At 54.4% G+C, this 14,133-nt stretch carries 14 protein-coding genes and 1 riboswitch; of the genes, 6 read left to right on the top strand and 8 right to left on the bottom strand.

The features are described 5' to 3' along the window. Positions 1-7: 7 nt before the first annotated feature. From ptsH to cysZ, 3 genes are all read right to left on the bottom strand, one after another. On the bottom strand, positions 8-265 hold the full coding sequence (gene ptsH / locus EH206_RS18015) for a phosphocarrier protein Hpr (RefSeq protein ID WP_009114311.1): 258 nt from the start codon (positions 263-265) through the stop codon (positions 8-10). Between the two features lie 448 nt (positions 266-713). Continuing rightward, complete coding sequence (cysK, locus tag EH206_RS18010) at positions 714-1,682, bottom strand: cysteine synthase A (protein ID WP_009114310.1); 969 nt, start codon at positions 1,680-1,682, stop codon at positions 714-716. A 152-nt stretch (positions 1,683-1,834) separates the two neighbouring features. Further along, positions 1,835-2,608 carry a sulfate transporter CysZ gene (gene cysZ, locus EH206_RS18005; protein ID WP_009114309.1) on the bottom strand — a complete coding sequence of 258 codons (774 nt, stop codon included), beginning with the start codon at positions 2,606-2,608 and terminating at the stop codon, positions 1,835-1,837. A 224-nt stretch (positions 2,609-2,832) separates the two neighbouring features. On the opposite strand from cysZ, the gene zipA reads away from it, so the two are divergent. Both zipA and yjeH read left to right on the top strand, forming a co-directional pair. After that, positions 2,833-3,786: a cell division protein ZipA gene (gene zipA, locus EH206_RS18000; RefSeq protein ID WP_009114308.1), complete on the top strand. Its 954-nt coding sequence runs from the start codon at positions 2,833-2,835 to the stop codon at positions 3,784-3,786. Positions 3,787-3,867: 81 nt separating this feature from the next. Continuing rightward, positions 3,868-5,121 carry an L-methionine/branched-chain amino acid transporter gene (yjeH, locus tag EH206_RS17995; protein ID WP_009114307.1) on the top strand — a complete coding sequence of 418 codons (1,254 nt, stop codon included), beginning with the start codon at positions 3,868-3,870 and terminating at the stop codon, positions 5,119-5,121. A gap of 46 nt (positions 5,122-5,167) precedes the next feature. Here yjeH and ubiK read toward each other — a convergent pair whose 3' ends face one another. After that, positions 5,168-5,455, bottom strand: a complete 288-nt coding sequence (ubiK, locus tag EH206_RS17990; RefSeq protein ID WP_009114306.1) for a ubiquinone biosynthesis accessory factor UbiK — start codon at positions 5,453-5,455, stop codon at positions 5,168-5,170. A gap of 161 nt (positions 5,456-5,616) precedes the next feature. Beyond that, a riboswitch (FMN riboswitch) is annotated at positions 5,617-5,807 on the top strand. A 128-nt stretch (positions 5,808-5,935) separates the two neighbouring features. Between ubiK and ribB the strand changes: the two genes are divergently transcribed. Beyond that, a complete protein-coding gene (gene ribB / locus EH206_RS17985; RefSeq protein WP_009114305.1) occupies positions 5,936-6,589 on the top strand; it encodes a 3,4-dihydroxy-2-butanone-4-phosphate synthase in 654 nt (217 codons plus the stop codon). A 60-nt stretch (positions 6,590-6,649) separates the two neighbouring features. Here the strand turns inward: ribB and tehB are convergent, their stop codons facing one another. The 3 genes from tehB to EH206_RS17970 form a co-directional block, all read right to left on the bottom strand. After that, the gene (gene tehB / locus EH206_RS17980; protein WP_009114304.1) at positions 6,650-7,510 is read right to left on the bottom strand and encodes an SAM-dependent methyltransferase TehB; all 861 of its coding nucleotides are present in this window, start codon (positions 7,508-7,510) and stop codon (positions 6,650-6,652) included. Between the two features lie 365 nt (positions 7,511-7,875). After that, positions 7,876-9,519, bottom strand: a complete 1,644-nt coding sequence (gene fumA, locus EH206_RS17975) for a class I fumarate hydratase FumA (protein WP_009114303.1) — start codon at positions 9,517-9,519, stop codon at positions 7,876-7,878. A 427-nt stretch (positions 9,520-9,946) separates the two neighbouring features. Beyond that, positions 9,947-10,846 (bottom strand): LysR family transcriptional regulator, encoded by a 900-nt coding sequence (locus EH206_RS17970; protein ID WP_009114302.1) that lies wholly within the window; start codon positions 10,844-10,846, stop codon positions 9,947-9,949. Positions 10,847-10,962: 116 nt separating this feature from the next. Here EH206_RS17970 and EH206_RS17965 point away from each other — a divergent pair, with 116 nt between their 5' ends. Continuing rightward, entirely contained in the window at positions 10,963-11,454 is a 492-nt protein-coding gene (locus EH206_RS17965; protein WP_009114301.1) for a multidrug/biocide efflux PACE transporter, read from the top strand. Positions 11,455-11,495: 41 nt separating this feature from the next. Here EH206_RS17965 and EH206_RS17960 read toward each other — a convergent pair whose 3' ends face one another. Next, entirely contained in the window at positions 11,496-12,176 is a 681-nt protein-coding gene (locus tag EH206_RS17960; protein WP_040344085.1) for a DNA-3-methyladenine glycosylase family protein, read from the bottom strand. Positions 12,177-12,383: 207 nt separating this feature from the next. On the opposite strand from EH206_RS17960, the gene ada reads away from it, so the two are divergent. Both ada and alkB read left to right on the top strand, forming a co-directional pair. Beyond that, positions 12,384-13,478 carry a bifunctional DNA-binding transcriptional regulator/O6-methylguanine-DNA methyltransferase Ada gene (gene ada / locus EH206_RS17955; protein WP_009114299.1) on the top strand — a complete coding sequence of 365 codons (1,095 nt, stop codon included), beginning with the start codon at positions 12,384-12,386 and terminating at the stop codon, positions 13,476-13,478. Beyond that, positions 13,468-14,127, top strand: coding sequence for a DNA oxidative demethylase AlkB (gene alkB / locus EH206_RS17950; RefSeq protein WP_009114298.1), 660 nt, complete (start codon positions 13,468-13,470; stop codon positions 14,125-14,127). The genes ada and alkB overlap by 11 nt, the downstream gene beginning before the upstream one ends. Positions 14,128-14,133 lie beyond the last annotated feature (6 nt).

Here is a 14,133-nt window from a genome sequence, read left to right as displayed (position 1 = left end):
CCGCCTGTTACTCAAGCTCTGCCATCAGTTTAACCAGATGTTCCACGGCTTTTTGTTCGTCTTCACCTTCTGCAGCGATAGTAACCACGGTGCCCTGAGTTAAACCGAGAGTCTGTAGCTTAAACAGGCTTTTGGCGCTGGCGCTTTTACCGTTGGACGTTACGGTGATTTCAGAAGCAAAACCTTTGGCTTCCTTGACAAACTGAGCAGCAGGACGAGTATGCAGGCCATTCGGTGCGGTAATAGTCACTTCTTGCTGGAACATTCTGTTTTCCCCAACTTATGGATTAAATTGATGTTGTGGAACTAAAGCTTAGTGTATCCACTTAACTTTAGCCTGTGTGGTTAGCACCTGATTATGTTACAGGGGCAGGCCGGGATGCGGCAAGGAAACGGCGAAAAGTATTTCCTGAATAAAATACCACCAAATATCGCCTGATTCTCAAATCATTGCTTGAACTCAACAAGCAAAACGATGATACAGCCATTTTTGCACCGGTTAAATCGATTCAGCGTTCAGCGGCTTTTTTTTGCGGGTATTAATTTCACGCATCAAAATAATTGTCCGGTTAAATACTAGACCTGACGCAGAAAAGCAATCCATCTATGCTGTAAAATTTGAACCAGGCCACAAAAAAGCACTAAAAAAAGCACCTGAACAGGTGCTTTTTTAACATTTAATTTACTTGCCGTGGTGCAGAGAAAAAAAGAATTTATTGTTGCAGTTCCTGCTCGGTAAACAGGTCCGCAAAAAGCGCCGTACTCAGGTAGCGTTCGCCGGAAGACGGCAGGACAACAACGATGGTTTTATCCTCGAATTCTTTTTCTTTAAGCAGATTCAACGCGGCTGCAACTGCGGCGCCCGAAGAGATCCCGGCTAAAATGCCTTCTTCTTCCATTAAACGGCGGGCGGTGCTGATAGCGTCTTCGTTAGTTATTTTTTCTACCCGATCGACCAACTTGAGATCGAGGTTATCAGGAATAAATCCGGCGCCGATCCCCTGAATTTTGTGTGGGCCTGGTTTCAGCTCTTCACCCGCCAGCGCCTGGCTGATAACCGGCGAATCAAACGGTTCTACCGCCACGCTGGTGATAGCCTTGCCCTTGGTGTTTTTAATGTAACGGCTAACGCCGGTCAACGTACCGCCGGTACCTACGCCGGCAATAAAGACGTCGACTTTGCCGTCGGTATCTTCCCAGATTTCCGGCCCGGTGGTTTTTTCGTGAATTTCCGGGTTGGCCGGGTTACTGAACTGCTGTAACAGCAGAAAGCGCTGCGGATCGCTGGCGACAATCTCTTCCGCCTTGGCGATAGCGCCCTTCATGCCTTTCGCGCCTTCGGTCAGCACCAGTTTGGCGCCCAGCGCTTTCAACAGTTTGCGACGTTCGATACTCATGGTTTCCGGCATGGTCAGCGTCAGCTTATAACCACGGGCGGCGGCCACATAGGCCAACGCGATGCCGGTATTGCCGCTGGTTGGCTCAACCAGTTCGACGCCTTCTTTCAGCACGCCGCGTTTTTCCGCATCCCAAATCAGGTTGGAACCGATACGGCACTTAACACTAAAACTGGGATTGCGTGATTCAACCTTGACCAGAATGCGTCCGTTGCCGATACGGTTCAGACGAACCAACGGCGTATGGCCGATTGTAAAAGAATTGTCTTCGTAGATCTTGCTCATAGCCTGTCCTTATAACTGTATGAAATTTTTGCGAACATTAAAGAGAATACCCGTTCATACTTTTCAGTGAAGTAAAGAATTGCTATATCGTTATGTTCTTAGGAAATATCTTTTCATTACAATAGAAAGCATCGGTTCATGTGCGTCAGATCTCACAACTGTTTTCGCTGCGTGGCGGAAAGATGGCGGTAGCGATCAACCCACTGCGCCGTGGCGCCGCAAACCGCGACCGGCATAATCACCAGATTCAGGAAAGGAATCAGCGTAAACAGACCGATCAGCGCGCCAAATTGCATGTTGGCGACTTTATGCTGGCGCAACGCCTGGCGCATGGCGGGAAAGTCGACCTTATGATTATCGAAAGGATAGTCGCAGTACTGAATGGCCAGCATCCAGGCGCTGAACAGAAACCATAGCACGGGCGCGACGGTTTGACCGATGCCCGGTATAAAGTAGAGCAAAAACAGAAACAGGGCGCGCGGCAGATAATAGGCCAGTTTCTGCACCTCGCGCTTCATGATGCGGGGAACGTCTTTGGCAATACTCAGGATGCCGGCGTCGGGCAGCGACTGGCCGGTCAGGCGCGCTTCCAACTGTTCCGCCAGCAGGCCGTTAAAAGGGGCGGCGATAAAATTGGTGAGCGTGCTGAACAGATAGCCGAAAACCAACACCACGGAGAGCACGGCGATCGGCCAGATAAGGTAGCTAAGCCACTGCAGCCACGTCGGAATGTGGTTCATAAGCTGTGGTATCCAATCGCCGAGGCGGGTGAAGAGCCACCAGAAAGCTCCTCCCATCAGTAAAATATTCACCAGCAGGGGCAGGATGACAAAACGCCGGATGCCTGGCAGTGAGATCAGCCGCCATCCCGCAAGAAAATAGTGTATGCCGCCGTGTGGTTTGGCAACCGGTTTGGAATGAAGCATGGGTAATGTTCTCAGTCGTCTATTATTCGTGATTGCATCATATCGGGATGATTTTAGACTGACCAGTCTGCATTTGGATGAAAAAACAGCAAAAAAATGCGTTGTATCCATCTTTCTTGTCATAATGTACCGTGCAGACTTGCACTTGTGTACGCAGGCAAATAGAGTTAGTGATATATAAGTATTTGCCGTGGTGGCAATGTATTGAAACAATTGGGATAGCAATGATGCAGGACTTGCGTCTGATATTAATCGTCGTTGGCGCGATCGCTATAATAGCGCTGTTACTGCACGGCTTGTGGACTAGCCGTAAAGAGCGTTCGTCCCTTTTTCGTGATCGCCCGGTTAAACGTTTTAAAAATGAGCGTGATGAAACGCCGCTTGACGATCTCGACGAAGGCGTCGGCGAAGTTCGGGTAAAAAGCTCTCGTTCGCAGAATGAGCCTTCCCTCGGTAGTTATGATGAAAAGGAAGAGGCGCGTCCCGCAGCCAAATCGCCGTTTGGCAAGACGCCTGCGCAACCAGGTTCCGCCTACGATCCGCTGTTGGACGAAGCCACGCCGATTGACTCCCCGCGTACCCAGCCTCGCGGCGACGATCGTCCCAAGGTTGTTGAACCGAAACTGGATTTTCCGCCGCGGGAAACCTCCGCATTCTCCGACGATTTCCCGCCCGCGGATAATTCCCATAAGGAAACAGCATCAACCGCCGACCACGCTCAGCCTCCTGCCGCGGAGTCGGTTCAAAACGAACAGCCGAAAGAGGCCGTTCTGGTGCTGCACGTCGCCGCGCATCAGGGCGGGGTTATCGGCGGCGAGCTGCTGCTGCAAAGCGTGCTGCAGTCAGGGTTCCAGTTCGGCGAGATGAATATTTTCCACCGTCACGTCAACCCGGCCGGAGCCGGGCCGGTATTGTTCAGCTTGGCCAATATGGTGAAACCCGGTTCATTTAACCCGGACGAGATGTCCGAATTTTCCACCCCCGGCGTTTCCATGTTTATGATGGTGCCTTCATACGGCGATGCCGGGCAGAATTTTAAGCTGATGTTACAGTCGGCGCAGCGTATTGCCGACGATGTCGGCGGTGTGGTTCTGGACGATGAACGCAGAATGATGACGCCGCAGAAAGTCGAATCTTACAAAGCGCGTATCCGGGACGTATTGAAAGTCAATACCTGATGGCGCGACTGGCTGACAGTGATAAAAAACCTCCGTTCGTGGAGGTTTTTTTATTGATTTTCACGTACTGCAGGTTGAAAGATGAGTGAAGCAAAGGGACTAAAACAGGATCTGGGGCTGATACAGGGCATCGGCCTGCTTGCTACTTCGTTGCTGGGAACCGGCGTCTTTGCGGTGCCGGCGCTGGTGGCGCAAATCGCTCAGCAGGATAGTTTGTGGGCCTGGCCGCTGTTAATGCTTTTTGTGTTCCCTATCGCCGTTGGGTTTGCGGCGCTGGGGCAGCGTTTCCCCAACGCCGGCGGCGTCGCCCATTTCGTCAATCTGGCTTTTGGCACTCGCCTGGCTAGGGTTTCCGGTTGGCTGTTTCTTTCAGTGATCCCGCTGGGGCTGCCGGCGGCGCTGCAGATTGCCGCTGGTTTCTGGCAGGCGGCGTTTGGCTGGAGCGCATCAGGGTTGCTGCTGGTGCAATTGCTGACGCTGGTGGGCATTTGGCTGCTCGGGCTGCGTAGCGCGGGTTCCAGCGCCAATATCCAGGTCATCATCGCCATGCTGGTGGTCGGCCTGGTGGCGGCCATCTGGTGGCGGGGGGATATTACGCCAAGCCATATTCCCTGGCCGTCGGCCGGCGAACTCTCCTGGAGCAATACCTTTAGCGCGCTGGCGGTGATGTTCTGGTGTTTTGTCGGTCTGGAGGCCTTCGCCCATCTGGCGACGGAGTTCCGGGTGCCTGAACGCGATTTCCCCCGGGCATTGCTGATCGGCATGCTGCTGGCGGGGGCGGTTTACTGGGGATGCACCGTCGCCGTTTTGCACTTTCATGTCTATGGCGACGGCTGGGCGGCCACGGCTTCATTACCGCGGATTGTGGTGCGGCTGTTCGGCGAGCACGCGCTGTGGATCGCCTGCATTGTCGGGTATCTGGCCTGCTTTGCCGGCGTGAATATCTATACGCAGGGTTTTGCCCGGCTGGTGTGGTCGCAGGCGCCGAAGGGCAGTTCGCTGGCGAAACTCTCCGTCGGGCGGGCGCCGGCCAATGCGCTGTCGGCCGTGGTGATATGCTGTTTAATCAGCTGCCTGCTTATTTACTGGCTGGTGTTGCCGCTGGACCTGCTGATTGTGTATGCGAACGGGATTTTTGTTTTGATCTATCTGCTGTGCATGCTTGCCGGGTGGCGTTTGCTGCAAGGGCGGGCCAGGGTGATGGCGATGATTGGCAGCCTGCTTTGCTGCGTGCTGCTATTGATGATCGGTTGGAAATCCCTATATGCGCTAACCATGCTGGCGCTGCTGTGGATTTTTCTGCCGCGGCGACAAGCCAAATTTGTCGCTGATTGATGCAACGCCTCCGGACCAAGGCGAGAGGCGTTGATTACCGGATGGCTTATGCGTTTTCGCCGTCTGGGGCGGCGGCGGGTTTTTCCGCGGCGGGAAATTGCGCTTCCAGCTCGGTCAGGCGTTGCTCCAGCCGGGCGATTTTCTCGCGAGTGCGCAGCAGCACCTGGGTCTGGACGTCGAACTCTTCACGATTTACCAAATCAAGCCGGCTGAATTGCGCCTGTAATACCTGACGGATTTTCTTCTCTACGTCATCGCCCAATTCCCGGATACCTTTCGGCATGGACTCATGCACCTGACGGGCGATCTGCTCAATCTTTTTCGGGTCAATCATGGCGCTTTCCTGATTCTGTTATAGATAGGAGTAAGTGTAATGCGAGTTGGGGAAGGGATAAACCAAAACCCGCTTTACATTGCAATTATTCAGCGCTGCGATGTCACAATTCCTGTTGCCGATCAATTGCCCTGTCACTTTATTAGCGTTATAGTAAATCCGCTTATTCTCAGGGCGGGGTGTAATTCCCCACCGGCGGTAAACCAGGCGTATATTCCGTATACGTGCTGGAAGCCCGCGAGCGCTCATGGTTGGTTTGCCAGCAACAATGGTTGGTTTTTCCCGCGTGAGGTCAGCAGATCCGGTGTAATCCCGGAGCCGACGGTTAGAGTCCGGATGGGAGAGAGTAACGATACCTGTCGGGTGTGATGCCCGCTCGCGTTATTTTTGTTAGTCATTGCCATGCAGCCAGTGGTAATGGTTACTCCTCAAGTTCGCCCTGATTCTGGTAATCCATATTAACATTGAGGTTTTTTTACCATGAATCAGACATTACTTTCTGAATTTGGCAATCCGGTTGAACGTGTGGAACGCGCACTTGACGCGCTGCGTGAAGGTCGTGGCGTATTGGTGTTGGATGATGAAGATCGCGAAAACGAAGGCGATATCATTTTTGCGGCGGAAAATATGACCGTGGAACAAATGGCGCTGACCATCCGCCACGGCAGCGGCATTGTTTGCCTGTGCCTGACGGAAGAGCGTCGTCAACAGCTGGAATTGCCGATGATGGTGACGCACAACTCCAGTCATTATCAGACGGCGTTCACCATTACTATCGAAGCGGCCAACGGCGTCACCACCGGGGTTTCCGCCGCCGATCGCCTCACCACCATCCGTGCGGCAATCGCCGATGACGCCAAACCGAGCGATTTGAATCACCCGGGGCACGTTTTCCCGCTGCGCGCCCAGCCGGGCGGCGTATTAACCCGCGGCGGACATACCGAGGCGTCCGTTGATTTGGCCAGGCTGGCCGGTCTGAAGCCCGCCGGCGTACTGTGCGAACTGACCAACGATGACGGCTCCATGGCGCACGCGCCGGAAGTGATCGCCTTTGGTAGAAAACATAATATGCCGGTGCTGACGATTGAGGATCTGGTGGCTTATCGCCAGGCGGCGGAACGCAAGGCAAGCTGATTTTTAGACGGGCATACCGCAAGGGCCGATATTATCGGCCCTTTGTTCCTTATAGCGCCGCTATGCTTTTCTTGCCAGCAGCGTGGCAAAACGCAGTTTTATTCTGTTACCGTTCACGTCGGTTTTGTGCAACTCGCCGATATCTTCGTTATATTTGATAATCTCCCAGTCCGCATAATAATTTTTCAGTTCGCCTTCTTTAAAGGTGAAAGAAAACGGTAGCGGGCAAGGGTAGTCATCGGTCGACATGGCCGCAATAATCAGATTATATCCGCCGTCCGCGGTGCTCTCCTGCATATTGCGAATGATGTGCGGAATACGGTCGCTCTCCAGAAACATCAACACCACGGTGGAGAGAATAAAATCGTATCGATCTTTTATTTCCGCCAGGTTGATATTGTAGATACCGACCTGAATATTCTTCAGATCTTCGCTTTTGATGATCTCATTTAACGAATAAATACTTTGCTCGTTTTTGTCATAGGCGGTGACGTCAAAGCCGCGCAGATTCAAATACAGGGCGTTACGTCCGCCGCCGCAGCCTAAATCCAGCGTTTTGCAGGGCTTGATAACCTGCACGGCGTGAACGACCTCGGAATGGGTACGGGTGAGCGCGTATTTTTTATGGTAGAAATCTTCCGCGCTACAGAAAAAACTCAGCTGACATTGCAGATCGTCGGAAAAGGAAACGATGCGGTGCCATGCCTGCGGTTCCACCAGCGGCGGTGGGTTTTGCGCCGAGAAATGAAAGGTTTCTTTGGTTTCACCGTTGTCGAGCAACAGCGCAAACGTCATCTCTCCCTGCAGGATGGCGAGCCGGGCCCAGGTGCCTTCCTGGGTATTATGCTTTTCCTGAAAGGCCGCCGGGAGCGTAGCGCTGTTCCATTGCGGTATTTTTTTATAACAAATGAGATCTTGCATGGTTACCTCGGTGGATAGGTTTATTGCCGTATTCTATAAAGCTGCGCACAGGCTGACCAGAAAAATGTATTTTAAATGCATCTTATATTACCGGCGAGATATGGAATCACTTTCGCTGCGGCAAGCGCGGAGATGTTTCCAACCAGGTTGATTGGGGGGAATTAAGATACAAATACCCCGGCGTATGCCGGGATTGCTGACAAAATCGCCTGTAAGTCGGCGATACCCGGGCCTACCGTACCGAGGGGCGCTCCGGCGGCTTACGCCGCTACGGCCCCTCGCCACGCTCTCCCTAATAACGAGCTTTGTCAATGGTCTGAAATACCCCGGCGTATGCCGGGGTATTCCGTGATCGCTATGGGCGTTTAACTACATTTTGCGCATTGAGAAGACTGGATTATCTGGTAGAAATCGTTGCCTTTATCATCAACCAGAATAAAGGCCGGGAAGTCTTCCACTTCAATCTTCCAGATCGCTTCCATACCCAGTTCTGGGTATTCCACGCAGGTCAGGCTCTTGATGCTGTTCTGCGCCAGAATGGCCGCCGGGCCGCCGATGCTGCCGAGATAGAAACCGCCGTGTTTGTGGCAGGCATCGGTCACCTGCTGGCTGCGGTTGCCTTTCGCCAGCATGATCATGCTGCCGCCGTTGGCTTGCAGCAGGTCCACGTAGGAGTCCATGCGTCCGGCCGTTGTCGGGCCTAATGAACCGGAAGCGTAACCGGCGGGGGTTTTCGCCGGACCGGCGTAGTAGATTGGGTGATCCTTAACGTACTGCGGCAGGCCTTCGCCGTTATCCAGACGCTCTTTCAGTTTGGCATGGGCAATGTCGCGACCGACGATGATGGTGCCCGTCAGGGAAAGGCGGGTGGACACCGGGTATTGCGACAGCTCTTTTAAAATTTCCGGCATCGGGCGATTGAGGTCGATCTTGATCGCATCGCCTTCACCCGCCTGACGCAGCTCTTCAGGAATATATTTACCCGGATTGTGTTCAAGCTGCTCCAGCCAAACCCCTTTGCGGTTGATTTTCCCTTTGATATTGCGGTCAGCCGAACAGGAGACGCCCATCCCGACCGGGCAGGACGCGCCGTGACGCGGCAGGCGGATAACGCGCACATCGTGGGCGAAATATTTACCGCCGAACTGCGCGCCCAGGCCGAAATCGCGCGCGGTTTGCAGCAGTTCCTGCTCCAGTGCGATATCGCGGAATGCCTGGCCGTGTTCATTACCTTCGGTGGGCAGTTCATCGTAATATTTGGTCGACGCCAGCTTCACGGTTTTGAGCGTGGTTTCGGCAGAGGTGCCGCCGACGACAAAGGCGATATGGTACGGCGGACAGGCGGCCGTACCCAGCGAGCGCATTTTATCCAGCAAAAAGGATTTCAATTTCTCAGGGTTCAGCAGCGCCTTGGTTTCCTGATACAGATAGGTTTTGTTGGCGGAACCGCCGCCTTTGCTGACGAACAGGAATTTATACTCTTCGCCCTCGGTGCTGTAGAGATCGATCTGCGCCGGCAGATTGGTGCCGGTATTGACCTCTTTGTACATATCCAGCGCGGCATTCTGCGAGTAGCGCAGGTTATCTTCGGTGAATGTGTTGTAAACGCCGTGGGACAACGCTGCGGCATCATTGGCACCGGTCCACACCCGCTGGCCTTTCTTGCCGACGATAATCGCCGTGCCGGTATCCTGACAGGTCGGCAGAATGCCTTTGGCGGCAATTTCAGAGTTGCGCAGAAATTGCAGCGCCACGTATTTGTCGTTCTCGCTGGCTTCCGGGTCGTGAAGAATGCTGGCGACCTGCTGCTGATGAGAAGGGCGAAGAAGGAAGGAAGCATCATGGAAGGCTTGCTGGGCGAGCAGGGTCAGCCCTTCCGGTTCGATTTTCAGGATGTCCTGGCCTTCAAACTGCGTAACGGAAACAAAGTCGCTGCTAAGAAGGCGATATTCGGTGTCATCCTTACTTAGTGGAAAAGGATCTTGGTAATAAAAGGGTTTAGTCGACATTTTTTTCTCACTTGCGTTTGCATTATTAGTGGGTTTATATCCTGCATGATTCTAATAACCTTCGCATAAGGCTTGACTGGCGGCATACGCATCGGGCACAAATGCAAAAGCAATAATCCCTATAATAGTAGGGTTTTACGCCGGGTAGAACCACTTTGCTGCATCACATAATTGGCAAGAAAATCGGGAAAATACTTTTTATTTACAACCTCATGGGAAAAGTAAAATCATTGTAATGAAATAGCTTTAATTAGCGGGATTAGATGTGTTAAGTAATTTATTTAAATTACTTAATTAAAATAATGAGGGGTTTGGGCAAAATAAGGCGTTAATGTACGCGGTTAATTTTTTAAATCTATTGCCTAAGCGCAAAATAATATAAGCGAAACGCAGCGAAGTCGCCATTGCAGCGTTGCGCTTTATTGTTTTACGGGCGTGATTTTGCCGGTGAAATAGCGGCTACGTCCTGCTGAGCCAGCAGGTTATCTATCATCCATAAGCCCGCCGGGCCGGGCGGATGGGGTTTAGACCAGGCGATATCCACTTCAATCAACTGCGGCCAGCCGGCGACGGGCAGCTCAACCAAAAGCCGGTGGCCGAATTGTGAAACCAGCCAGCGCGGCAGGATGCTCCAGCCGAAACCCTGTTCCGCCATCTCCAGCAGCATAAGATAGGAGGGCGCCGACCAGACGGCGCCTTCAGCCTGCATCCTGTCGCCGCGTTTATAGGTGTTGAGATAAAGCTGGCGCGCGGTGGCAAGCTGGCTGCGGGTGACGTTTTTTTCCGCCGCCAGCGGATGGGTAGCCGCAACGAATACCGCCATTTCTGTTTTTATCTGCGATCGGGAAACCGCGATGTCCGGCGGATAAGCGGGTTGCGCCCGCACCAGCCCGACGTGTGCGCGCTGTGATTGCAGCAAATCAATCACATCGTCATCTTCGGCAATCAGGCATTCAAACTCAATATCGGGAAAGCGCTGTGCGAAGCGTTGCAGTACCGGTTCGTAATGCATGGTTTTCCAGGTATCGGACAGCACAAAGGTCAGCCGGGGTTCAATATTGTCGGCCAGCCGGATCGCCAGTTCATCCAGCGCATCGCTGGCGGCAAGTATTGCCTGCACGTAGGTCAGTATTTTTTTGCCCGCCGACGTTAATGTGGGTTGATGCTTGGCGCGGTCGAACAGCGTCAGCCCCAAATCCGCTTCCAGATTGGCGATGGCGCTACTGACGGTGGATTGGCTTTTATGCAGATGCCGCGCCGCCGCTGAAAATGAACCGGTATTAACGGCGGCGATAAAGGCCAGCAAGGATTCAGGGGAGTAGCGCATATCTCACTCTATCGCTTTTATCGATGGATTCTAATTTTATTCTATCAGTTAATACGATGAAGATGGCCGGATTCAGCCAAAAGAGAGGAATAAACGACAAAGAGGGGTCGTTACGAATGAAGATGATAAAAAGTGAATACGCTATGCAAAAGAAAACGCTGCGCGAACGCATTTTTCATGCGCTGGGATTTGAAATTATTGCCCTGCTGATTTGCGCGCCTGTCGGGGCCTGGGTGCTGAATAAGCCGCTATTTGATATCGGGGCGCTGGCGCTTTTGTTATCCAGCGTGGCGATGATCTGGAACATGATTTATAACGCGATATTTGACGGGCTTTGGCCCGCCGACCGGGTTAAACGGCGTCTGCCGCTGCGGATGGCGCATGCGCTGGGATTTGAGGGCGGATTTATTTTTATCGGCCTGCCGCTGGCGGCATGGATGCTGAATATTACGCTGTGGCAAGCGCTGGTGGTCGAGATCGGTTTTTTCCTGTTCTTCCTGCCTTATACCGTGGCATATAACTGGTGCTACGATATTCTGCGCGGGCGCATTATTCGCCGGCGCGCTATCAACGCCTGCCGCATGTCGGCGCATTCCCGCCTGCGCTGACGCTCGCGCGCCGGCGGGATGTACGGCCGCAAGCCGCGGCGTCAGCGTTTCTGCCGCCATGTCGCTTTAACTTCCTGATACGCCGGCAGCGACGGAGCGCGCCATAAATACCATGAGGCTACGGTACGGTAGGGCCGGCAGGAATGGCTCAGCTCATGCAGCGCCCGCCGGGTCGGCGTTTCCCGCAGTCGGTAAACATAGCGCAGCCCTTGCTTAATTCCCAGATCGTCCAGCGGCATAATGTCGGTGCGTTCAAGGGAGTAAATCAGAAACATTTCTACCGTCCAGCGGCCGATGCCTTTTAGCGCGCAGAGCCGTTCGATAAGGATTTCGTCATCCATCGTCAGCGCCTGTTCCAGGGTAGGCACCGTTCCGTTAAGCGCGCCCTGCGCAATAGCGCGCAGCGTTTCGGCTTTCCGGGCGGAAAAGCCGCACTGTCTCAGAGTTTCGTTGGAACAACCGGCTATTTGCGCCGCGCTGGGAAAGGTTTGCTCCATGTACTGATGCAGTCGCAGCAGCCTGGCTATCATCGAATCGCCAGCTTTGGCGGTGAGCTGCTGGTAGGCCACGGCGCGAATCAACGCCTCATAGGGTTCCCGGTGCGGCGCCGTTTGATGACGGCAGTCGCCGATTTGTGCTATCAACTCGGCCCACCGGTCATTAATCGCGCTGAGATGTTCCCTGGCCTGACGGTCAAAATTCCGCTGCTGCTCGAATATCATAAAGGTGTTTACCTGCCCGGTGATAAAATTAAGCGTCAGAAAACCGAGCATAAGCGATTGTATGGCGATCGGCTATGTTATATGCGGCATCAGGCGGGAGGCGGAATTAAAAAGCAAGATTCGGGCCTGTTGGCGATGTTTTTTCATCTTATGGTGGTAGCCGTCTTTTAATCAGGTTTTACTGCTCTATTACGCGGGAGGTGAAAAATGAAATCCGGCGATAACCCTCAGGATGACGATGCGCGCTGGCTGGCGGTGCTCACGCGGGATAAGGCGGCGGATGGCGGCTTTATTTATGCGGTGAAAACCACCGGCGTGTATTGCTCCCCGTCCTGCGCCTCACGCCGACCGAAGCGTGAAAATGTGCTGTTTTTCGCCTCCGCCGACCAGGCGCAGGCGGCGGGATTCCGCCCCTGCAAGCGTTGCCGTCAGGGCAGGCTATCGCGGGAGGCGCAGCAGGCGGAACAGATTACCCGCGCCTGCCGGATGATCGAGCAGATCGCGAAGCCCCCGGCGCTGCATGCGCTGGCGCAGGCGGTGGGGCTGAGTCCTTTCCATTTTCACCGTTTGTTCAAGGCGATAACCGGCGTGACGCCCAGGCAGTATGCCAATGCCCACCGCCAACGGCAGGTGCGGCAACAGCTGGCGAAAAACGACGCCGTTACCGCCGTGATATTGGATAACGGCTATAGCGCCGCCGGGCGTTTCTACGCCGCCAGCGATGCGCAGCTGGGCATGACGCCGAAAACCTTTCAACATAAAGGACGGGGCATGACGATATATTTTGCCGTTGGCGCCTGTTCGCTGGGAGATATTCTGGTGGCGGAAAGCGAACGGGGGATTTGCGCCATCCTGTTAGGCGAAGATCCTCAGCAACTGGTCGAGGAGTTGCAGGAGATGTTCGCCAACGCGCAACTGGTGGGCGGGGATGCGGCGTTTGAACGGCGGGTGGCGCAGGTCGTCGGCTTTGTCGATGCGCCGGAAATCGGACTGGCGTTGCCGCTGGATATCCGGGGAACCGCCTTTCAGCAGCGGGTGTGGCAGGCGCTGCGCGATATTCCGATCGGGGAAACCGCCAGCTACAGCGATATCGCCGCCAGGATCGGTTCTCCCGCCGCGGTGCGGGCGGTGGCGGGGGCCTGTGCGGCGAACCGGCTGGCGGTGGCGATCCCCTGTCATCGGGTGGTACGCCACGACGGTTCGTTGTCGGGCTATCGCTGGGGAGTGGCGCGCAAAAGCGCGCTGTTAAACAAAGAAGCCTTGGCAAAAGCAGCGGGGGAGCCGGCGCGTCATGAATCTTGATTTATTTGCGCAGGAAGAACCGAGACGCTGGACGGAGTCGCTGGCGCCCGGCGCGGTTATCCTGCGGGGATTTGTTCAGCAGCAGGCCGCGGACCTGATGGCGGCGGTCAACGCCGTTGCCGCGCGGGCGCCGTTCCGCCATATGACGACGCCGGGCGGCTATACCATGTCGGTCGCCATGAGCAACTGCGGGCCGTTAGGCTGGGTGACGGATGAAACCGGCTATCGCTATTCTCCCGTTGATCCGCTCGGCGGGAAGCCGTGGCCGGCTATGCCGGAAATCTTTTCTCAACTGGCGAAAAAAGCTGCCGCTGAAGCCGGTTTTGTCGATTTTGAACCCGATGCCTGTCTGATTAATCGTTATGAGGTCGGCGCCCGGTTGTCGCTGCATCAGGATAAGGACGAACATGATCGCCGGCAGCCCATCGTCTCTTTCTCCCTGGGATTAAGCGCCGTGTTCTTGTTTGGCGGCATGGCGCGTAACGATCGGGTACGGCGTTTGCCGCTGACGCACGGCGATGTGGTGGTGTGGGGCGGGGCGTCCCGGCTGCGCTATCACGGCATTTCGCCGCTGAAAGGCGGTTCGGTGCCTTCGTACCTGCCGGGGGAATATCGTTTTAATCTGACGTTTCGTAAAGCGGGAGCCTGAACCGTT

The organism is Brenneria nigrifluens DSM 30175 = ATCC 13028, from assembly GCF_005484965.1.
GTDB lineage: Bacteria > Pseudomonadota > Gammaproteobacteria > Enterobacterales > Enterobacteriaceae > Brenneria > Brenneria nigrifluens.
This window is presented reverse-complemented; position numbering and strand designations above follow the sequence as displayed.